This is a genomic window from Mesorhizobium sp. M0040 (assembly GCF_040323505.1).
Taxonomy (GTDB): domain Bacteria; phylum Pseudomonadota; class Alphaproteobacteria; order Rhizobiales; family Rhizobiaceae; genus Mesorhizobium.
Genome location: NZ_JAMYVA010000007.1, coordinates 190,524 through 210,671 on the forward strand (window position 1 = coordinate 190,524; position 20,148 = coordinate 210,671).

Genomic DNA, 20,148 nt, shown 5'->3' on the forward strand with positions numbered 1-20,148 from the left:
ACGCATGAGCCGGAACTGGTTCCAGTCCACCAATGCCCGTGTCGCCGGTGCCTTTGCGGTCGCTGTCGCCTTGCATCTCCTTGGCACCTTGCTCATCCCGGGCTACTCCCAGCCGTTCGCCATCCGGGCGCTGCTGGTGATCGCCTCGCTGCTGGCGGTGGCATCGATCGGCCAGACCCTCGTCGTAATCCTGGGCGGTATCGATCTGTCGATCCCCTTCATCATCGGCTTTGCCAATGTCGTTGCCGCGCAGCTCTACGGCGTCGGCTGGAATTTTGCTCTTGTCTGCGCAGTCGTCGTCGCGCTCGCCATACTGATCGGGGCGCTGAACGGCCTGATCTCGCGTGGGCTCGATATCCACCCGCTGATCGTCACGCTCGGCACTGGCATGATCGTGCAAGGTGCCGTCCTGTTGTGGACCGGTGGCTTTCCATCCGGATCGGCGCCTGCCGCGGTTTCCGCCTTCGTTTCGATCGGCGGTTCGGTCGGACCGCTGCCGGTGCCGGGGCTGGTGCCATGCGTCGCGGTGCTGACCTTGCTGGTGGCGCTGGTGCTGGCGCGCACGCCATACGGCCGCCGTCTCTACGCCCTAGGCAGCAATCCAGGTGCTGCGCCGCTGGCGCTGATCGATCCAGTCCGCATGTGGACCGTGACCTATGCCGCGAGCGCCTTCTTCGCCGCCGCGGCCGGCGTGCTGCTGCTCGGCTTCACCGGTTCGGCCTATGGCGATGTCGGCCAGCCCTATCTGTTCCAGACGATCGCGGCAGTGGTGGTCGGCGGCGCCGCCCTTGTCGGCGGCCGCGGCAGCTATTTCGGCACCGTTGCCGGCGTCCTGGTGCTGACGGAGATCAACACGCTGCTGATCGGCCTCGGCTTCCGGCCCTCGACGGTGCAGGCGGCACTTGGCCTGGTCATCGTGCTCCTGGTTTCGCTCTACGGTCGCGAGCGGCACGTGTCGGCGACGATCTGAGGCCACCTATTCGTTTTAGCCGCATTTGTGCGACGCCAAGTGATTCCACTTGGCTGCAAAATGCTCTACAAACTCCACAGCCGCTTGGCGTTGCCGGACAGCAGTTGCTGCCGTTCATCGGTGCTGGTGCCGGCAAGCAGCGCGTGCGTTGCCGCAATCCAGGTCGCAAGCCCACCGCCAAGCGTGCACACCGGCCAATCGCTGCCCCAGACGACGCGATCCCAGCCGAAGCATTCGATGGTGTGCTCGACATAGGGAAGCAGCGTTTCGACAGTCCAGGATCCGGCATCCGCATAGGCGACCACACCGGAAATTTTGCCGACGACGTTGGGGCGCCGTGCGATCTCCGCCATGTGCTCGCGCCAGGGGTGCTCGGCACCACCCTTGATGTCGGGCACGCCACAATGGTCGAGCACGAACTGCACGTCCGGCGCGAGGTCGGCGAGTGCAATCGCCTTGGGGATCTGGTGCGGCAGAACGACAAGGTCGAAGGTCAGGCCGGTGCCGGCAAGCCGCTTGATGTTTTCACGAAACAGCGCGCCTTCCGACAGCTCGTCCGGCATGACGTGGAGCACGCGGCGAAAGCCCTTGACGAAAGGATCGGCGCGCTGGCGCTCGAGATAGGCGGCAAAGCCTGGCTCTTCCGGACGGCAGGAGGCAATCGCTCCCCTCAGCAAACTGCCCTTTTGCTGCGAGAGCGCTTTGACATGGCCGGTTTCGGCCTCGATGTCGGCAGGATCGACATCGACCTCCATGTGCAACGCGCCCTCGATGCCGGCGCGGCGGGCCTGGACTGCATATTCGTCGTAGGAGAAATCGCGGTTGAGCGCCGGCACGCCGGCCAGCCAGGGATAGCGCAGCGCGGACTGGTCGATCAGGTGCAGATGGGTGTCGAAGATCATGGTGGCGCTCCTCCTTGGCGACTTCGAGATCATCTCACGGAGAAATTCTTCATTCAAATAAGAATTCATCTCGATTGCTTGACGGTCGATCCCGCCAGTTGCGACAGCTTTTCGGTCGCTGCCAGCAGCAGCTCTATGGTCCTGGTGATGTCGGGCGCCTTGGGTGCGTTGACCAGGGTTATGTAGGGGATCGACAGCGCGGCGGTCGCCCTGCCGTCCGAGCCGAGAACCGGTGTCGACAGGTTGAAGACACCGGCGGTCTGCATCGATGCCATCATCTCGTAGCCGCGTTCCCGGATCTGGTCGAGGCGGGCAAAGAACTCCGGCGATTGCGGTGGCTTGTCGGTGCTGCGCAGATGTTCTGAGATCATCATCTGCCGCTCTTCCGGCGGGCGGAACGCCAGCAGCACATGGCCGGAGCCGGTGTCGAACAGGCTGATATGCGAGCCGACGCGGATGGAGATGCCCCAGTAATCCGGCGCTTCCTGCTGGGCAATCACCACGGCGGAGCCGCGATCGAAGACGACGAGCTGGTTTGCCTGCTGCGAGGTTTCGGCCAGCTCGCGCATCAGCGGCGTCGCATAGGAAACCAGCCGGCGCACCGGCGCGTGCAGCTGCGCCAGGCCAAACAGCTTGAGTGTCAGCGAGTAACGGTCGCCATCCGGCCGCGTGACGTAGCCGCGCCGCACCAGCCGGTCCAGCATGCGGTAGAACTCGTTCGGGCTGCGGTCGAGCTTCTTGGCGATTTCCGCCTGCGTCAGGCCGCCGTCGACGCCGGCCAGCAGCTCGAGAATGTCGAGCCCCTTGTCTAACGCCGGGGCTCGATAGCGGTCGTCTTCCTCGTCCTCTGCCATTGGGCTTCTCCAGTGAATTTCACCTTTCATATACGCATAACGGCATTGCTTCCGGAAGAACTTTCGGCTTGACGATCCTATAAATGTTTTGTTTGTATATGAATGAAGCTGCCGATCAGCCCTCGCTATGGATCGACGCAGACTCTTGGGAGGATACAATGACGAAACTGTTTTGCGGCCTGTCGGCCGGCGTAACGCTGCTCGCACTGGGTGCGAGTGCCCTTGCTGCCGACCTGCCCGGCAAATTCGACGGCGTCACCATCGACGCCAAGCTGATCGGCGGCCAGCAATATGAAGGGCTGTACGCACGCATCGGCGAATGGGAAAAACTGACCGGCGCCAAGGTCAACGTGATCTCGAAGAAAAACCACTTCGAGCTCGACAAGGAAATCAAGTCGGACATCGCCTCCGGCAGCATCAACTGGTGCGTTGGGTCCAACCACTCGTCCTTCGCGCCGCAATATCCTGATATCTACACCGACCTCAACAAGCTGCTGCCGAAGGAGGAGATCGACGCCTTCGTGCCGTCGACGATCAAGGCTTCGACGCTCGACGACAAGCTGGTGATGCTGCCGCGCGCGCAGTTCGACGTCTCGGCGCTCTACTACCAGAAGGGCCTCTACCAGGACGAAGCCAAGAAGGCCGCCTACAAGGCCAAGTACGGCAAGGAACTGACACCGCCCGACACCTGGGACGAGGTCGCCCAGCAGGCGGAATTCTTCGCCAGCCCGCCCGATTTCTACGGTACCCAGTTCGCCGGCAAGGAAGAGGCGATCAACGGCCGCTTTTACGAGATGCTCATCGCCGACGGCGGCGAATACCTCGACAAGGATGGCAAGCCGGCCTTCAACTCGGAAGCCGGCGTGCACGCGCTCGACTGGTTCGTCAATCTCTACAAGGCCAAGGCGGTGCCGGCCGGCACCACCAACTATCTGTGGGACGATCTCGGCCAGGGCTTTGCCTCGGGCACCGTCGCCATCAACCTCGACTGGCCGGGCTGGGCAGGCTTCTTCAACGATCCGAAGTCATCGAAGGTCGCCGGCAATGTCGGCGTGAAGGTGGCGCCGAAGGGATCGGCAGGCATTCGCACGGGCTGGTCGGGGCACCACGGATTTTCGGTCACCGAAAACTGCGCCAGCAAGGAAGCCGCGGCGTCGCTGGTCTGGTTCCTGACCAATGAGGACAGCCAGAAGCTCGAGGCGGCAAGCGGCCCACTGCCGACCCGCACGGCGGTGTGGGACTGGGACATCCAGCAGGCGGCCAGCGATCCTTACAAGAAGGAAGTGCTGGCGGCTTTCCAGGAAGAGGCAAAGCACGCTTTTGCCGTGCCGCAGACACCTGAATGGATCGAAATCTCCAACGCCGTCTATCCCGAATTGCAGGCCGCCATCCTGGGCGACAAGACCTCCAAGCAGGCGCTGGACGACGCTGCCGCCAAGGCCACCCAGATCCTCCAGGACGCCGGCAAGCTTTGACCATTCTCCCAAGGGGGGCGCCGCGCTCATCGAAGAGCGGCGCCCCCGAACTTTTTACGAACCATGCGCAACACGCTTTGTCTTGATCCCAGCTCGCCGATGGCGGCCTTCGGTGTCCGGGCACCAACCAGAACCGGATCGCCATGAAAGGCTGGAGACCTTCGCCGCCATTGCTGCTCCTGCTGCCGGCGGTGATCGTGCTGGCGGCGGTGGTGGTGGTGCCGCTGCTGCTTTCGCTCTATTCCAGCTTCACGCCGTTCCGGCTGACCAGGCCGGAGACGTTCTGGGTCTTCATCGGCGCGCGCAACTACGTCACCATCCTGACCAGCCGCGCTTTCTGGGTCGCCTTTGCCCGCACCGTGGTGCTGCTGACCGTCGCGCTCAACCTGGAAATGCTGATCGGGCTCGGGCTGGCCCTGCTGGTGGAGAAGGCATCGCGCGGCCAGCGGATCCTGCGCACCATCATGATGTTTCCGATGATGTTTTCGCCGATCCTCGTCGGCTTCCAGTTCAAATTCATGTTCAATGACAATATCGGCCTGGTGAACAACGCCCTGCAGGGGCTCGGCCTGACCGATCGCGCCATCCCGTGGCTGATTGACGGCAATCTCGCCTTCATCGCCATCCTGATCGCCGAGATCTGGTCGTCGACCTCGGTGTTCGCGATCCTGATCCTGGCCGGGCTGCTGGCGATGCCGCGCGAACCGGTCGAGGCGGCCCGCGTCGACGGCTGCACGCCGTGGCAGACATTCCGCTATGTCACCTGGCCGTTCATTATGCCGTTTGCCTTTATCGCCATGACCATCCGCTCGCTTGACGTCGCGCGCGCCTACGACATCGTCAAGATCATGACCGACGGCGGCCCCGCCGGCCGCACTGAACTGGTCTGGACGCTGGTCGCCCGCACCGCCTACAGCGACGCCAGGATGGGAATGGCCAATGCCATGGCCTATTTCTCGATCCTGCTGTCGATCCTGTTCACCGTCTATTTCTACCGCAAGCTCGCCGCGGCGCGCACGCAGATCGCGGCGGAGTGGTGAGGATGGACCAAAACAGCCTGCATCGCGTCGGCAACAAAGCGCTCGGTATCGTTCACGGCATCGGACTGTTCCTGGCCATGCTGGTCATCTGCCTGCCCGGCATCTGGATCGTGCTGTCGTCGCTGCGGCCGACCGTCGAAATCATGGCCAAGCCGCCGGTGTGGATCCCGCAGCAACTCTCGCTCGACGCCTACATCGCCATGTTCAGCGGCGTCGGCCAGGGCGGCATTCCGGTGCTCGACTACTTCCGCAATTCGCTGATCATCTCGGTGACCTCGACGGTGATCGCCATCGTCATCGGCATGGCCGGCGGCTACGCCTTTGCGCGCTACCGCTTTCGCGCCAAATCGGCGATGTTCCTCGGCCTGATGCTGACGCGCACGGTGCCCGGCATCGCGCTGTCGCTGCCGCTGTTCTTCGTCTTTGCGCGGCTCGGCATCATCGACACGCATTTCGGGCTGATCCTGGTCTATGTCGCGCTCAACGTGCCGTTCACCGTCTGGCTGATCGACGGCTTTTTCCGCCAAGTGCCGAAAGATCTCGCCGAAGCCGCGCAGATCGACGGCTGCACGCGCTGGCAGGCCTTCTGGCAGGTCGAGTTTCCACTCGCCGGGCCCGGCATCGCCTCGGCCGGCATCTTTGCCTTCCTCACCTCCTGGAACGAGTTCGCGCTCGCCTCGCAGCTGACGCGCTCGATCAACTCCAAGACCCTGCCGGTCGGCCTGCTCGACTATACGGCCGAATTCACCATCGACTGGCGCGGCATGTGCGCGCTCGCCGTGGTCATGGTCATACCGGCGCTCACGCTTACCTTCATCGTCCAGAAACACCTCGTCGGCGGCCTCACTTCCGGCGCGGTGAAAGGCTGACATGGCAACCGTATCGCTCAAGAACCTCACCAAAAGCTACGGCCCGGTGGCGGTGGTGCACGGCATCGATCTAGAGGTCGCCGACCGCGAGTTCATCGCGCTGGTCGGGCCGTCCGGCTGCGGCAAGTCGACAACCCTGCGCATGATCGCCGGCCTCGAGGCGATCAGCGACGGGATCATCGAGATCGGCGGCCGCATGGTCAACGATCTGCCGCCGCGCTCGCGCAACATCTCGATGGTGTTCCAGTCCTACGCGCTCTACCCGCATATGACCGTGCGCGAAAACCTCGGCTTCTCGCTCAAGATAGCGGGCGCCGCGAAAGAAGAAATGGACCGTCGCGTCGCCGAAGCGTCCGGCATTCTCGGCCTCGACCAATTGCTCGACCGCCGGCCGTCGCAGCTGTCCGGCGGACAGCGCCAGCGCGTCGCCATGGGCCGCGCCATCGTGCGCGATCCCGACGTCTTCCTGTTCGACGAGCCGCTTTCCAATCTCGACGCCAAGCTTCGGACGCAGATGCGCACCGAGATCAAGAAGCTGCACGCCAAGGTCAAGTCGACAGTGATCTACGTCACCCACGACCAGGTCGAAGCGATGACATTGGCGGACCGTATCGTTATCATGCGTGACGGGTTCATCGAGCAGGTCGGCACACCCGACGAGGTCTTCCGCCGGCCGCAGACACGGTTCGTCGCCGGCTTCATCGGCTCGCCGCCGATGAATCTGCATGAGGCGGTTGTCGACGACGGACAGTTGCTGTTCGCCAGCGGCGAGAGGCTGCCTTTGCCCAGCCAGTTCAAGGCCAATATCGAGGCCGGCGACAAAGTCGTGTTCGGCCTCAGGCCCGACGACATCTATCCGACCGGGCATGGCATCAGCTCCGGCGAAGACGTCGACGTCCACCAGGTGGAGTTGCCGGTGACCGTCACCGAGCCGCTCGGCAACGAGACGCTGGTGTTCGCCGAATTCAACGGCAGCGACTGGGTATCGCGGATGCTCAATCCAAAGCCGCTGAAAGCCGGCGACCGGGTCAAGATGAGCCTGGACCTGTCGCAGGCCCATCTGTTTTCCGCCGAAACAGGCAGGACATTGCGAGGTTAAAATCATGGCAAAGATCGAGAAAATCGAACTGCGGATGGTCGACCTGGTGCCGAAGGTCAAGCGCACCGATGCCATCCAGAGTTTTGTCAGCCAGGAAACACCGATCGTCACCATCACCGACGCCGACGGCGCGGTCGGCACCGGCTACAGCTATACGATCGGCACGGGCGGCTCCTCGGTGATGCGGCTGCTGGCCGACCACCTTGCGCCGCGGCTGATCGGCCGCGACGCCGACATGATCGAGGCGATCTGGCACGAGCTGGAGTTCGCCACCCATGCCACGACGATCGGCGCGATCACGGCAATCGCGCTGGCGGCCATCGATACTGCCCTTTGGGACCTGCGGGCCAAGAAACAGAGGCTGCCGCTGTGGAAGCTTGCCGGCGGCGCCAAGGACCGCTGCCCGCTCTACACGACCGAAGGCGGCTGGCTGCATATCGAAACCGAGGCGCTGGTCGCGGATGCGCTGGCCGCCAAGGCCAAGGGGTTTCGCGGCTCGAAGGTCAAGATCGGCAAGCCGCACGGCTCCGAGGATCTTGCCCGGCTGACGGCGGTGCGCCGGGCGGTTGGAGACTCCTACGAGATCATGACCGACTGCAACCAGGGCTTTTCTGTCGACGAGGCGATCCGCCGGGCCGAACGCCTGCGTGAACTCGACCTCGCCTGGATCGAGGAGCCGTTGCCGGCCGACGACATTGACGGCCATGTACGGCTGTCGAGTGCCACATCGACGCCGATCGCCATCGGCGAGTCGCTCTATTCGATCCGGCATTTCCGCGAATATATGCAAAAGGGCGCGTGTTCGATCGTGCAGGTCGATGTCGGCCGCATCGGCGGCATCACGCCGTGGCTGAAGGTGGCGCATGCAGCCGAGGCGTTCGACATACCGGTCTGCCCGCATTTCCTGATGGAATTGCATGTCAGCCTGACATGCGCCGTTCAGAACGGCAGATATGTCGAGTATATTCCCCAGCTCGACGAGCTGACCGGCAAGAAAATGCGTATCGAGGACGGGCACGCATTGGCACCGGACGAACCCGGCATCGGCATCGACTGGGACTGGGATGCGATCAAGGCGAAGAGCATCGCGGAATTCACCATGGCGATAGAAAAATAGGAGGCGGACATGCAGCGAATGGGAATGGTGCTCGGCCTCAAGCCGGAGAAAGTCGCCGAGTATGTGCGGCTTCACGCTGCTGTGTGGCCGGACGTCCTCAAGATGATTTCCGCCTGCAATATCAAGAATTATTCGATCTATCTGAGGGAGCCGGAGCACCTTTTGTTCAGCACCTTCGAGTACCACGGCACCGACTATGCCGCCGACATCGCGAAGATGGCCGCCGATCCCACGACGCAGGAATGGTGGGCGCTCTGCATGACATGCCAGGAGCCGCTGCCGACCCGCAAGGAGGGCGAGTGGTGGGCGTCGATGGACGAAGTCTTCCATTATGACTGATGACATTTTCGATCCTGCCTCGCTTTCCCAGGCCTGGGCACAGCCGTCAAAGCCCCGGCCGATCGTGATTTTCGGCGCCGGCTCGATCGTCGGCGATGCGCATTTCCCGGCCTATGGGAAAGCCGGCTTCCCGGTTGCCGGGCTGTTCGACCCCGACCTGGCCAAGGCGGAAAAACTGGCGCAGAGATGGGGCGTCACCGCTTACCGGTCGGTCGAGGAAGCTGCGTCAATCAAGGGCGCCGTCTTCGATCTGGCGACGCCCCCGGCTCACCACGCCGGCGTGCTCAGGGCGCTGCGCGATGGTGCGGTAGCGCTGATCCAGAAGCCGATGGGCAGCAATCTCGCCGAGGCGACCGAGATCCTTGAAATCTGCCGCTCCAAAGATCTGAAGGCGGCGGTGAATTTCCAGCTGCGCTTCGCGCCGATGATGCTGGCGCTCAGGGATGCGATCGCCAAGGGCTGGCTGGGCGACGTGGTCGATTTCGACGCATGGCTGGCGCTGGCGACACCCTGGCAGCTCTGGGAATTCCTGCTGCAGGCGCCGCGCGTCGAGATCGCCATGCATTCGATCCATTATCTCGACCTGATCCGGCAATTGCTCGGCGACCCCAAGGGGGTTCACGCCAAGACACTCGGCCATCCCGGCCACAAGGTTGCGCAAACGCGCACCAGCGCGATCCTCGACTATGGCGACACCGTGCGCTGTGCACTGTCGATCAACCACGATCACAAATTCGGTCGAAAACACCAGGCCTGCGAATTCCGCATCTGCGGTACCGACGGCGCCGCTTACCTCAAACTGGGCGTCAACCTCGACTATCCGCGCGGCGAGCCGGACATTCTCGAAATCTACCCCAAAGGCGGCACGGACTGGATTGCGGTTCCACTCGTCGGCGCATGGTTTCCGGACGCCTTTGCCGGCCGCATGGCCAATGTCCAGCGCTATGCATCGGGCGAGGACGCCGAGCTTGTCAGTTCCGTCGAGGACGGCTGGAACACCATGGCGCTGGTCGAAGCCGCCTACCGATCGAGCGCGGCGCCGGCAACACCGATAGCGGCGAGGCCCTGACATGGAGCAGACTGTCTATTTCGAGGACTACCGGATCGGCTCGTCGCGCGTGACCAGCGGGCGCACGATCACCGAGACCGATTTCGTCGTCCATGCCGGCCATACCGGTGATTTCTTTCCCCACCACATGGACGCCGAGTTCATGAAGACGACGCCGTTCGGACAGCGCATCGCCCACGGCACGCTGGTGTTTTCGGTCGGCGTCGGGCTGACGGCCAGCGTCGTCAACCCGGTTGCCTTCTCCTATGGCTACGACAGGCTGCGCTTCATCAAGCCGGTGTTCATCGGCGATACGATCAGGACCCGCACCACCATCTCGGCCAAGGAAGACGACCCGAAGCGACCCGATTCAGGCCGGGTCGTCGAGCGCTGCGAGGTGATCAACCAACATGGCGACCTGGTGCTGGTCGCCGATCACATCTACATCGTCGAGCGTCGCGACAAGCCGAGTTGAGCCTCGACGGATGGCGCTGAAACCTAAAGACAAAAAACCGCCTTGCGGCGGGTCCTCGGTGCGAATCAGCACCATACGTAAATTAGTAGCATAGCTGCCGGCACAAAGCAAGAACAAAATGTGGCAAACCGGACAACCGCGACAGGTTGCGCTGCCCCTTATCGCCCTGCGAACGCCGACTTGCAGGACTTGGGTTCCTCGCCCCCGCGGAGCGGGGGAGAGGTGGCCCGGCGAAGCCGGGACGGAGAGGGGGCGACATTCGCGAAGCCAGAACCTGTGAGGAACGGGCGCGAGTATTAGAGGAAGTCCATCAGGAGCCCTGAACATTCCCAGCCGCTGCGAAGACCCCTCTCCGTCCCGGCTTCGCCGAGCCACCTCTCCCCACTTCGTGGGGCGAGGAACCCAAGTTCCGCGGAGCAGGCGGATAGAGGTGGTGCCGACATCGGGAATTGGTCATATCCGGTTGACCGGATATACCGGCTTGCCGCCGCGCAGGACCGATGCGACATCGGCAAACACCTTGTTGCGAACCTCCGCGTAAGACTGGGTCGAGTAGTGCGCCGCGTGTGGACTGACCAGGACGGTGTCCAGCGCCAGCAGCGGATTGTCGGGCGAAGGCGGCTCCCGCTCGAACGTGTCGATGCCGGCGCCTGCCAGATGGCCGCGCCGGATCGCGTCCGCCAATGCGACCTCGTCGACCAGGCCGCCGCGGGCCACGTTGATGAGTATCGCCCCTTCCTTCATCCGCGACAGGGCTTGCGCCGACATGATGTTTCTGGTCTCCGGTGTCGCGGGAACGTGCAGCGAGACGATGTCGGCCCTGGCCAGCAGCTCGTCGAAGCCGACCGGTTCGGCACCACCGGCCGCGATGCGCTCGGCCGGCATATGCGGGTCGTAGGCGATGATGTGGTAGCCGAAGACCCGCGCCCGCTCGGCAGTCAGCCGCCCGATCTGGCCGAAGCCGATCAGGCCGAGGATCTGCCTGTCGGGCCGCGTGATGCCGGCGCCGTCGGTCATTGCAGCCCAGCGGCCGGCGCGCACCGCGCTGTCGAACTGTTTCAGCCTGCGCGTCAAGGCCAGGATCAGGGCCATGGCGTGCGTGCTGACTTCCACCAGATTGGCGTCCGGCACGTAGGTTACCTGAACACCGGCACGGCTGGCGGCCTCGACGTCGATCGAATCGAGCCCTACGCCGAACCGTCCGATGACCTTGAGCCTCTTCAGTTCCGCCAAAACGCGAGCCGTGATCGGCTCCCGCAATACCATCAATGCGTCGGCGTCGCGGCAGTGTTCGATCAGGGCATCTTCCGTGAGCAGCGTCTTTTCGACAAACTCGGCGCTCAAGCCGTCGAGGTAGCGCAACTGCTCCTCCTCGACTGACAGCACACCGTCGGTCTTGATGATCTTCATGGCAAACTCTTGCTATGAGGCGCTGCGCGCCGAGGCGACGCCGGCGGCAAGGCCGGCCCCGAGAAACATCGTGTCGCTGGCCAGCATGTAGAAGCTGATGCCGTGCCGCGACCATTTGCCGACATCATCCGCCGAAGGGCGAAAGATGCCGACGGCCTTGCGGGCCGTGCGCGCCGCGGCCGCGATCCTCATAATCGCTGCATTGAGCTTGTCCTGGCCGGCCGGCCCCATGGCGTCGATCGAGACCGACAGGTCGCCGGGGCCAATGAAGACCACGTCGACGCCGTCGACCTGGACGATGTCGTCGATGTTGGCGAGCCCTTCGGCCGTCTCGACCTGGATGGCGACCGTCAGGACCTCGTTGGCCGATTTGAGGTAGTCCGGAATCCTGTAGCCATAACCGGCGGCGCGGCCCGGGCCGACACCGCGGGCGCCGACCGGCGGGTACCGGCAGGCCATGACCGCCATGCGCGCTTGCTCGGCCGTGGAGACGCGGGGTACCAGGACACCCGACGCGCCGGCGTCGAGCGCGGCCGCCATCCACTCCGGCGTGTGGCCGGGAACGCGCACCATCGCGGGAATCCTGTGAACATCGGCGGCGCGGATCAGATCCTCGAGCCGTTCGCGGCCGATCTGCGAATGCTCCCAGTCGATGCACAGGAAATCGACCCCGCTGGCGGCGGCCACTTCGACCGCCACAGGGTGCGGGATGGCGCAGAAGGTACCGATGAGGCGATCGAGAGAGACACATTTCTTGCGAAAGTCGTACATGAAATCTCCAGAAATTTTCGGCGTCGGCAAAACCTGTGTGCGCTATGTGGCCCGCGCCAAAGGATGCACGGCTTCCGTCGACATCGGGAAATGCCGGCTGCCGCCTGAAAACGGCGGGAAGGTCTTGTAGTCGGCGCGCATCTCCAGCCGCGCCGGCGATTGCAGCGCGTGCGTCAATGCCGCGGGACTGTCGAACATGACCCGATTGCGCTGCATGTGGTCGATCCGCGGCCAGGGAAGCGAACCGCACCAATCCAGTCGCGACAGAACCTCGATGTGGCGAATGCCGGGGAAGCCCCGCATCAATTGCGGATGATGCGTCACATAGTGGTAGAGCCAGGCATTCATGTCTTCGGCCGGCCCGGGATAGTGGACAAGATAGCTGCAGGGGAGCCCGGACGTCTTGACGCCAGCGTCGTCGACGGGAAACGGACGCACGCACATTGCCTGTTGCGTCGGCCTCGAACCGGCGATGCTCGACAGCATACCAGGTGCGGCAAGCGCCTGCAGATGGCCGGACGGCGCCAGCGCCGCCTCCATGTCCGCCAGTTCGTCGAAATAGAGCTGGAAGCCAAAGACCGGCGGTGGACCATCGTTGTTGAACATGTCCGTCGCCACTTCGGGCAGATAGATGTTTGCAAGCGCAAGGCCCGGCGTTGAAGCAATCACACGCCGCACGGCGTCAACATCTTCGCCGGCGATGGCCAAATTTGCCTCGCGGTCATCATGGAAGAAAGCAAGATAGGCAAAGCGCATGTGGACACCTGCTGGATCGAGTTCGACTAGATCAAATTCGGAAGAAAGAGAGCGATCTGCGGAAAGAGGACAATCAGCAGGATCAGCAGAAGCGTCAGCGCGATGTAAGGCGCCGCAGCCATGGCAACCGTCTTGAGCGATGTGCCTTTCGGCGCAACGCCGATCATGATGAACAGCAGCAGACCAAACGGCGGCGTGGTGAAGCCGACCTCGTAGGCGAGCAGCAGGATCAGCCCGAACCATACCGGCTCGTAGCCGAATTGCTGGGCGATCGGCAGGAAGATCGGCAGCGTGATCAGCATCATCGAGACCTGATCCATGAACATGCCGAGCAGCAGGATGACGAGCACCATCATGAGCAGCATGGGATACGGTCCAAGATCGTAGCCCACGATGAACTGGATAAAGCCGTTGGAGGCGCCGGAGAAGGCGAATATCTGCGAGAACGTCGTCGAAGCCGAGATGATCAGGAAGGTCATGCCGGTGACCTTCATCGCATCGTCCAGCGACTTCCAGACAACCGACCAGCTGAACCGTCGGTAGACAAACAACAAGGCGAAGACGGCGGCACAGCCGAGTCCGGCCGATTCCGTCGGCGTCGCTATCCCAAGGATGATCGTGCCGACCACCATGAACACGATGACGCTCATCGGAATGATGTTGACGGCAACCGCCCTCACCTTCTCGGCCACGGGAACGGCGGGTACCGGATAGTGCGGAGCGGCGTCCGGATCGATCTTTGTCTGCGCGAAGATCAGCGCCGCGTACATGACAACGAGCAGCAGTCCGGGCAGAGCCCCCGCTATGAGCAGCGCGCCGACGTCGATCTGGGCAAGCGAGCCGAGCAAGACGGCCAGCGAGGATGGCGGGATGATGACGGCAAGGCTTCCGGCGCCAAGCACCGGGCCGTAGGCCATATGCGGCTTGTAGCCTCGCTTCAGCATCTCGGGCACCATCAGCGAGCCCATCATGCCGGTATTGGCAAGGCTGGAACCTGACAGCGCGGAAAAGATCGTGCCGGCGGCGAGGACGACATAGGCGAGGCGTCCGCGCAGATTGCCGATGCACAGGTCGAGCGCGTAGATGACTTTCTCGCCGAGGCCGGAGCGGAAGAACAGGCTGCCCATGACGAGAAACATCGGCAGCGGGGCAAGCGCATAGGTCGAGACAGCGTCGGAGAAGTTGGCGACCATCTGCGTCACGCCGATCGAACCGCCGAAGAACAGGTACAGCCCGATCACATTGGTGACGAAGAACGCGAAGGCGACCGGCAGCCCAAGGCCCATCAAGACAAGGATGGTGCCAACGAGCACGGCGAATGGAAACAGCCAGGCCACCGGTCAGAGCCCTTCCATTTCCAGCGGATCGAGCGTGTACAGCGTGTCACGGCCGAGCAGATATCTGAGCCATTCCAGCGCCGAGAGATAGAAGGCGAGCATGATGGGCAGAAAGACCAGCCATTTCGGCATATCGAAACTGCGCGTTTCGTATTCGCCGCCCGCCACAGCACTTGTCAGCGAAGACAGAGCGACGCTGCCGAGATAGAGGCTGACGGCAATGCAGGCGAGATAGACCAGCTTTTCAAGCACCGCCCGTGCCCGCACCGGCAGCGCCTGGCGCAGGAACTCGACGAAGACATGGCCCTTGCTGTGGACCAGCCAGGGCATCGGCAGAAATGCCGCGTAAAGCAGGCCATATTCCGTCGCCGATACTGCCCAGGCAAGCGGCCTCAGGCCCAGATTGCGGACGCACACATCAGCAACCACCGCGACGATGATGAGGCCAAGCACCACTTTTGCCGCCGCCGCCAACGCAAGGCTCAGCTTCCCAATCGCTGCAAACGATCTGTCCATTCCCGACGACCCTCATGTCCACCTTGATGAAGGGCGCACCAGCGCCCTCGGCTCGGGCTACTGGAAGAATTTCTTCAACTGATCGATGTTGGTGGGATCGCGTTTGGTCATTCTCGCCCAGCTCGCCTGCGTGGCAGCCGCCAGGAATTTGTCGCGGCCGGCGCCGGTCAAGCTGATCACCTTCTGCCCGCCGTCGATCATCGCCTGTGCCTGCTTTTCGGACTGGGCAAGGTTGGCGTCGTAGCTCGCGCGCTCATATTCGACGGCCGTGTCGGCAAGCAGTTTCTGCGCCTCGGGCGACAGCGTGTCCCATTTCGCCTTGTTGATCGAGATCAGCACATCGGTTTTGAAGAATTGCGGGTCGACACGGTATTTGGTGAATTTGTCCCAGCCGAACGACGCATAGCCAAACACGGTATAGGCGTTGGCATTGACGACGCCGCGCTCGAGCGAGGTGTAGACATCCCCCGGCGCTTGGACGATCACCGTTGCGCCCAAGGATTCAAGGAAATCGCGATAGAGCGGCGACGAGCGGATTTTCAGGCCGCCCCAGTCGATGCTGCCTTCGCTATTGAGCTTGGGTTCGTCGACGGTGAAGACGTTGAAGCCCGAACCCGCGTCGACATGCGCCAGCAGATGGGCATTGGCCTTCTTCTCGAAAATTCCGTTGATGAAATCCCAGCCGCCATTGTCGCGGACCTCCCACGGCGTCTTCGTCGATGCGGAGAAAACCTCGCCTTCGGGCACGAGCTCCAGGAACTGCCCTGCCGGTGTGTCGATCACGTCGATCAGGCCGCTCCTGAGCGCCGCGCCCTGCTGGATCGGCGGAATGACCTCCGGCCCGCCACGCACGTTGATCTGGACCACGCCCTTGCCCTTTTCGTTCACCTTCTGAACGAACTTCAGGAAGCTCTGGGCGTAGCCGTTCTGCGTCGGCGTAAAATGCACGGCGTTGAGGACGACCTCTTCGGCCGTGGCGATACCCGCCACACCCGACAGGAGTGCAGCCAAAACAAGGGATTTCCAAATGCGCATTGCCATACTCCCTCTGATAGTTCGCCCATGATCCGGCCCATGATCGGGCCGATCTGAAATTGCAATCGCTGCGCCGCCGCGTGAACGGCGGTTAGTTGGCATCATCTCCTACTGTCAGGAACCGCCCATGCGCGTAGAAGACCGGCGATCGGTCAGCGCGATCCAGCGCGACGCCTGAGACGATGCCGATGACGATCATGTGCGACGCCCGCACAATGATTTCGGCCACCCGGCATTCGAATATTGCCCGTGCGCCGACAAGCAAGGGCGCGCCGGTTTCGCCACGCACCCATGATCCGGTCGAGAACCGCGCGGCGCCCTTGGCTTTGGTCATGCCGCCAAAGGCACGTGCGACATTCTCCTGGTCGCCGGCGGGAAGATTGACCGAAAACGGCAAACCTTCGCGAATGGCCGAGGCAAAGGTGCTGCCGCGGTTGACGCAGGCCAGCAGCGAAGGCGGCTCGGCGCTGAACGAACAGAGGGCCGTCGCCGTGATGCCGCAAAAACCGATCTCGTCATGTTCCGACGCGAGGATGGCGACGCAGCCCGCCACGGCCCGCATAGCCTGCTTGAAGGCGCGCGGATCGATGGCGTCGTGCCCATCCACCCACGGCGTCGGAATGGCGGCCGCCGGCATCAATTTACTCGAAGCCCGGCCTGGCGCATCAGCGGCAGTACGCGGTCGCAGAAGAAGGGCAGTTCGTAGGTGTAGTTGACGAATGTGAGGGCGGCGCCGGAATAACCCTGGTCCATGATCTCAGTGAGATCGTCGACAATCTTTTCCGGCGTTCCGATGAGCGGGAACGTTCCGGCACCGCCGGCGAACCTTTGCCGATATTCGGTGAAAGCCTTCGCATCGTGCGAGTTCGCGAATTCCTTCTTCTTGCGCATGTGCTCGTCGACCGCACCCTCGTCCGCGCATTCCAGCGCGTAATGCCGGTAGTAGTCCTCGGCTTCCTGCTGGGTCTCCCGGCAGACGACGTGACAGACCGTATAGACGCCGACTTCGCGTCCGACCTCAGCCGCGCGGTTGGTGATGTCGACCACATGCGCACGGCCGTCGGCAATTTCGGAAAAGGTCGAAAACAGATAATCACAGTGGCGCGCCGCATAGTTGCGCCCCGGCGCGCCGAAGGCGGCGTTCATGGTCACCGGTCGCGGCGCCTGCAGGCTTGGCGGCCGGCTGACGACACCCTTCAGATCATAGAACTCGCCGCTGAAGTCGAACGGCTCCCTCGATTGATAGGCACGCACGATGATGTTGATCCATTCCTCGGCCTGATCGTAGGTCCGCTCGCCGACCGTCTGCCCGAACATGGCGAACTCGTCCGGGTTCCAGCCGCAGACGATGTTCAAGCCGGCCCGCCCGTTGGAGATGTGGTCGACCGTCGCCAGCGCTTTTGCAGCCTGCAGCGGATGAACCAGCGGCACATGCACCGTCATGAACAGGCCGATGTTCTCGGTGGCGACAGCAAGGCCCGCCGCCCAGGTGAAAGTCTCGAACGACCATTCCCGCACATGCGTCAGACCGCCGAAGCCGCGCCAGCGGGCGATCGGCAGCAGAAACTCGAGGCCGGCGCGATCGGCGATACAGGCGGAGTTGAGGTTGTCTTCCCAGCGGGCACGCCAGCGCTCGGGAACGGTGGTCATTGCCAGGCCGCCATCGGCATTCATTGAAAAGACGCCGAGCTTGAACCTGTTCGGCCCTTTCAGCGGGTGCTGCTTCCTGATCATGCTTTCCCCTGCCGCGACATGCCCTCACCTTCACCGTTGGAATTTTGAAACGGTGGGCTAAGCTTCATGAAACGCTCCTCGGCGTTCTGAATGAAGTGGGTCATGCGGTCGTAAGCGGCGACGGCGTCGCGCTTGACGAATGCCTCATAGATTGCGCGCATGCCGGCAACGATAACGGCCTGCGTCGGCTGGTGCGACAGCGTCCTTAAGCGGACGACGAGCACATGGTCGGCGAAGCGGGCAATCGTTTGTGAAAGGCGCTCGTTCTCGACAGCGCCGAGCCAACAATTCCTGAATGCCGAATTGGCCTGGAAAAAGCGGTCGGCATCGCCGGCGGCGGCCGCAGCCTCGGCCTCCCGAAGCGCGGCTGCCAGGGTCTTGAGGCCAGCGGCGTCAAGTGTCCGAGCAGCGTGCGCGGCGGCCCGCGGCTCGAGCAAGCGGCGGACCTCGAAGATGTCGGCGACATCCGTCGCGGTAAGCGTGGGCAGGGTGAAGCCGCGTGTGGTGCCGACGAGATAGCCCTCATGCACCAACTGCATCAAGGCGTCGCGGACAGGCATTCTGGAAATACCGAGCTGGGCGGCAATGTCGACATCGACGAGCTTCTGGCCAGGCGCCAATTCGCCATGCTGGATGGTCAGCCGGAGTTGTTGATAGACCTGGGCACGCAGATTGCCATCGCCAACCCGTTTGAGCTCTATCGTTTCCGTCATCCACGCCTTCCCATGCGAAGATTTCGTATATCGTTTGAGGCTGTGTTCTCGCAGTCGTGCCGTTAAAATGCAGCTACATGTCGATAGAATTCGACCTGCAGGCCATGTTCCGATGCGAAGTGGAGCACAGGCTGGATCGCCTGGCAAGATGTTTTAAGTTTATAATGTATACTGTTTGAGTCGCTGTCCGGAGGGCAATGGATCGCGCCATCCGTGCTGCCGCGCCGCGCGACGGCGGGGACAGCTAACGATCCGCGCGGTTCGGTAAAAAACGTACAGACGTTTTTCCGTGACACATCGAAGTTGACGGATTTAACTAAAATTACTTGCGATCTGCGCGCGCCGGCACGCCCACCCCGATCCCCTCGCCGGTACGCATTACTGGATCGCCCGCCGTATCGAAAGGTGCGGCGGGCTTTTCGTTTCGTTTGGCGGGGAGGCGCTTATGCGAGACTTGCCCAGGAATATCGACGCCGACGTCGTGATCGAAATCAGCAAGCTGCTCGACGACCGGGCGAAGTCCGTGCCAGTGCCGGTGCACAAGCTGGCGGCGATGATCCGGCTGGGCGTCGAGACGCGTCTGACCGATCACTCCATCGAGGAGCTGATCGTGGAAATGGCCGCGACGCGGGGGCTTCCGATGCTGTTCGACTTGCCGGTGGTCGACAACGTCGTGCCGTTTGCCTTGGCGCGCCGTCCCCGCTGACACTTCGCTCGAACCTCACCGATCGTCGCGTCGCCGCCCGACTTCACTTGTCCTGATGCGCGGGCCGGGTGTCGCCTTTCTTTTCGGGGTCGTGGGTATGGTGGCTGTCGCGTTCGCCGCCGCCGCCGGAGACCTTGCTGTGGCTGCGACGGTCGGAGTCGGCCGGCGGCTTTTCGATGCTCAGCGGCTGCTTGGCGTTTTCGTGCGCGGCGCCGGGACCGCCCTGGCGGATGCTGGCAGGAGTCTTCTTCGACGTGGACATGACCTAGCGATCCTGAACGTTGCCTTGATGAGTGGTGTTGACCTTCGTATTGCCTTGCTGGCCCTGCTTGTCGGGATCCGGAACGGCAGATTGCGGCGCCTGGTCGGCTGCTACCGATTTTTTGTCACCGGCGCCCTTTGGGCTCAGATTCTTCGGCGGCACAGGCGGAGGTTTTGTGCTCATGGCGTTTCTCCTTCCGCCACCCAAACAAGCGGCTCAGGAGAAAGGTTCCCAAGGGTCCGACACTAACGGTGATTGCCGCAACGAGCCGGGTCCACAGGCCGTGGCTTGGGCCGGCGGGATCCAGGATTATTTCTTGATGATGTTTCCGTTGTTCAGATCGAAGGCCTGGGCACCGAACGCCTGCCTGAAGAAATCCTCCTGCAGATCGCCCCATTCGCCGAGATAGGCGCCGCAATTGCTGCAATGGATCGGCGTCGAATCCTTCGGATTGTCGGGAATCTCCATCAGGATCGTCCCGCACGCCTTGCAATCGAGCTTGTCATCCAAACGGCGGCCCATTGGCACATGATCGCGCGTTTTCAGCCGTGCGCCAATTGTCGTTTTCATACCAAGTCGCGAAAGGCACGTTTCCCAACCACTGAAGGGATCGAAAGCTAGCACTACTTTGGCAGATTTTTAGCTCCGGGAGCGTTTCGAGGATTCCCAAGAGCGGTTTTGCGTGATTCATGAGAGGTCGGCTGTTGGAGGGGCCGGCCA

The 20,148-nt window shown here is 62.7% G+C and carries 24 protein-coding genes; 10 read left to right on the forward strand and 14 right to left on the reverse strand.

The annotated features are described in order from the left end of the window. Positions 1-4: 4 nt before the first annotated feature. On the forward strand, positions 5-970 hold the full coding sequence (locus tag NKJ91_RS09300; protein WP_352455288.1) for an ABC transporter permease: 966 nt from the start codon (positions 5-7) through the stop codon (positions 968-970). 65 nt (positions 971-1,035) lie between these two features. Here NKJ91_RS09300 and NKJ91_RS09305 read toward each other — a convergent pair whose 3' ends face one another. Both NKJ91_RS09305 and NKJ91_RS09310 read right to left on the reverse strand, forming a co-directional pair. After that, entirely contained in the window at positions 1,036-1,872 is an 837-nt protein-coding gene (locus NKJ91_RS09305) for an amidohydrolase family protein (protein WP_352455289.1), read from the reverse strand. 65 nt (positions 1,873-1,937) lie between these two features. Beyond that, positions 1,938-2,726 carry an IclR family transcriptional regulator gene (locus NKJ91_RS09310; RefSeq protein ID WP_352455290.1) on the reverse strand — a complete coding sequence of 263 codons (789 nt, stop codon included), beginning with the start codon at positions 2,724-2,726 and terminating at the stop codon, positions 1,938-1,940. A 158-nt stretch (positions 2,727-2,884) separates the two neighbouring features. Between NKJ91_RS09310 and NKJ91_RS09315 the strand changes: the two genes are divergently transcribed. From NKJ91_RS09315 to NKJ91_RS09350, 8 genes are all read left to right on the forward strand, one after another. Further along, positions 2,885-4,201: a type 2 periplasmic-binding domain-containing protein gene (locus NKJ91_RS09315; RefSeq protein WP_352455291.1), complete on the forward strand. Its 1,317-nt coding sequence runs from the start codon at positions 2,885-2,887 to the stop codon at positions 4,199-4,201. 143 nt (positions 4,202-4,344) lie between these two features. Beyond that, positions 4,345-5,241 (forward strand): carbohydrate ABC transporter permease, encoded by an 897-nt coding sequence (locus tag NKJ91_RS09320; RefSeq protein WP_023676089.1) that lies wholly within the window; start codon positions 4,345-4,347, stop codon positions 5,239-5,241. Between the two features lie 2 nt (positions 5,242-5,243). Next, the gene (locus tag NKJ91_RS09325) at positions 5,244-6,110 is read left to right on the forward strand and encodes a carbohydrate ABC transporter permease (protein ID WP_352451567.1); all 867 of its coding nucleotides are present in this window, start codon (positions 5,244-5,246) and stop codon (positions 6,108-6,110) included. Between the two features lies 1 nt (position 6,111). Next, positions 6,112-7,209: an ABC transporter ATP-binding protein gene (locus NKJ91_RS09330; RefSeq protein WP_352455292.1), complete on the forward strand. Its 1,098-nt coding sequence runs from the start codon at positions 6,112-6,114 to the stop codon at positions 7,207-7,209. A gap of 4 nt (positions 7,210-7,213) precedes the next feature. Next, positions 7,214-8,326: a mandelate racemase/muconate lactonizing enzyme family protein gene (locus NKJ91_RS09335; RefSeq protein ID WP_352455293.1), complete on the forward strand. Its 1,113-nt coding sequence runs from the start codon at positions 7,214-7,216 to the stop codon at positions 8,324-8,326. Positions 8,327-8,335: 9 nt separating this feature from the next. Continuing rightward, positions 8,336-8,665: an L-rhamnose mutarotase gene (locus tag NKJ91_RS09340; protein ID WP_352455294.1), complete on the forward strand. Its 330-nt coding sequence runs from the start codon at positions 8,336-8,338 to the stop codon at positions 8,663-8,665. Further along, the gene (locus NKJ91_RS09345) at positions 8,658-9,734 is read left to right on the forward strand and encodes a Gfo/Idh/MocA family protein (RefSeq protein ID WP_352455295.1); all 1,077 of its coding nucleotides are present in this window, start codon (positions 8,658-8,660) and stop codon (positions 9,732-9,734) included. The genes NKJ91_RS09340 and NKJ91_RS09345 overlap by 8 nt, the downstream gene beginning before the upstream one ends. A gap of 1 nt (position 9,735) precedes the next feature. Continuing rightward, entirely contained in the window at positions 9,736-10,188 is a 453-nt protein-coding gene (locus tag NKJ91_RS09350; RefSeq protein WP_352455296.1) for a MaoC/PaaZ C-terminal domain-containing protein, read from the forward strand. A gap of 453 nt (positions 10,189-10,641) precedes the next feature. Here the strand turns inward: NKJ91_RS09350 and NKJ91_RS09355 are convergent, their stop codons facing one another. The 9 genes from NKJ91_RS09355 to NKJ91_RS09395 all read right to left on the reverse strand — a co-directional run bounded on the left by NKJ91_RS09355 (position 10,642) and on the right by NKJ91_RS09395 (position 18,460). Further along, positions 10,642-11,598, reverse strand: coding sequence for a C-terminal binding protein (locus NKJ91_RS09355; RefSeq protein WP_352455297.1), 957 nt, complete (start codon positions 11,596-11,598; stop codon positions 10,642-10,644). Positions 11,599-11,610: 12 nt separating this feature from the next. Continuing rightward, positions 11,611-12,369 (reverse strand): HpcH/HpaI aldolase family protein, encoded by a 759-nt coding sequence (locus NKJ91_RS09360; protein ID WP_023676097.1) that lies wholly within the window; start codon positions 12,367-12,369, stop codon positions 11,611-11,613. 42 nt (positions 12,370-12,411) lie between these two features. Continuing rightward, complete coding sequence (locus NKJ91_RS09365) at positions 12,412-13,125, reverse strand: hypothetical protein (protein ID WP_352455298.1); 714 nt, start codon at positions 13,123-13,125, stop codon at positions 12,412-12,414. A 26-nt stretch (positions 13,126-13,151) separates the two neighbouring features. Continuing rightward, positions 13,152-14,462, reverse strand: coding sequence for a TRAP transporter large permease (locus NKJ91_RS09370; RefSeq protein ID WP_352455299.1), 1,311 nt, complete (start codon positions 14,460-14,462; stop codon positions 13,152-13,154). Between the two features lie 3 nt (positions 14,463-14,465). Continuing rightward, positions 14,466-14,978 (reverse strand): TRAP transporter small permease, encoded by a 513-nt coding sequence (locus NKJ91_RS09375; protein ID WP_023676100.1) that lies wholly within the window; start codon positions 14,976-14,978, stop codon positions 14,466-14,468. Between the two features lie 57 nt (positions 14,979-15,035). Then, on the reverse strand, positions 15,036-16,013 hold the full coding sequence (dctP, locus tag NKJ91_RS09380) for a TRAP transporter substrate-binding protein DctP (RefSeq protein ID WP_352455300.1): 978 nt from the start codon (positions 16,011-16,013) through the stop codon (positions 15,036-15,038). Between the two features lie 91 nt (positions 16,014-16,104). Further along, the gene (locus NKJ91_RS09385; RefSeq protein ID WP_352455301.1) at positions 16,105-16,650 is read right to left on the reverse strand and encodes a flavin reductase family protein; all 546 of its coding nucleotides are present in this window, start codon (positions 16,648-16,650) and stop codon (positions 16,105-16,107) included. Next, complete coding sequence (locus tag NKJ91_RS09390; protein ID WP_352455311.1) at positions 16,650-17,744, reverse strand: LLM class flavin-dependent oxidoreductase; 1,095 nt, start codon at positions 17,742-17,744, stop codon at positions 16,650-16,652. The genes NKJ91_RS09385 and NKJ91_RS09390 overlap by 1 nt, the downstream gene beginning before the upstream one ends. Then, positions 17,744-18,460, reverse strand: coding sequence for a GntR family transcriptional regulator (locus NKJ91_RS09395; protein WP_352455302.1), 717 nt, complete (start codon positions 18,458-18,460; stop codon positions 17,744-17,746). The genes NKJ91_RS09390 and NKJ91_RS09395 overlap by 1 nt, the downstream gene beginning before the upstream one ends. A gap of 445 nt (positions 18,461-18,905) precedes the next feature. Between NKJ91_RS09395 and NKJ91_RS09400 the strand changes: the two genes are divergently transcribed. Beyond that, the gene (locus NKJ91_RS09400) at positions 18,906-19,166 is read left to right on the forward strand and encodes a hypothetical protein (RefSeq protein WP_352451554.1); all 261 of its coding nucleotides are present in this window, start codon (positions 18,906-18,908) and stop codon (positions 19,164-19,166) included. Between the two features lie 43 nt (positions 19,167-19,209). Here NKJ91_RS09400 and NKJ91_RS09405 read toward each other — a convergent pair whose 3' ends face one another. The 3 genes from NKJ91_RS09405 to NKJ91_RS09415 form a co-directional block, all read right to left on the reverse strand. Continuing rightward, entirely contained in the window at positions 19,210-19,428 is a 219-nt protein-coding gene (locus NKJ91_RS09405) for a hypothetical protein (protein WP_352455303.1), read from the reverse strand. Positions 19,429-19,431: 3 nt separating this feature from the next. Continuing rightward, positions 19,432-19,611 (reverse strand): hypothetical protein, encoded by a 180-nt coding sequence (locus NKJ91_RS09410; protein ID WP_292657139.1) that lies wholly within the window; start codon positions 19,609-19,611, stop codon positions 19,432-19,434. A 126-nt stretch (positions 19,612-19,737) separates the two neighbouring features. Then, entirely contained in the window at positions 19,738-19,998 is a 261-nt protein-coding gene (locus NKJ91_RS09415; protein WP_352451552.1) for a hypothetical protein, read from the reverse strand. Between the last annotated feature and the right edge of the window lie 150 nt (positions 19,999-20,148).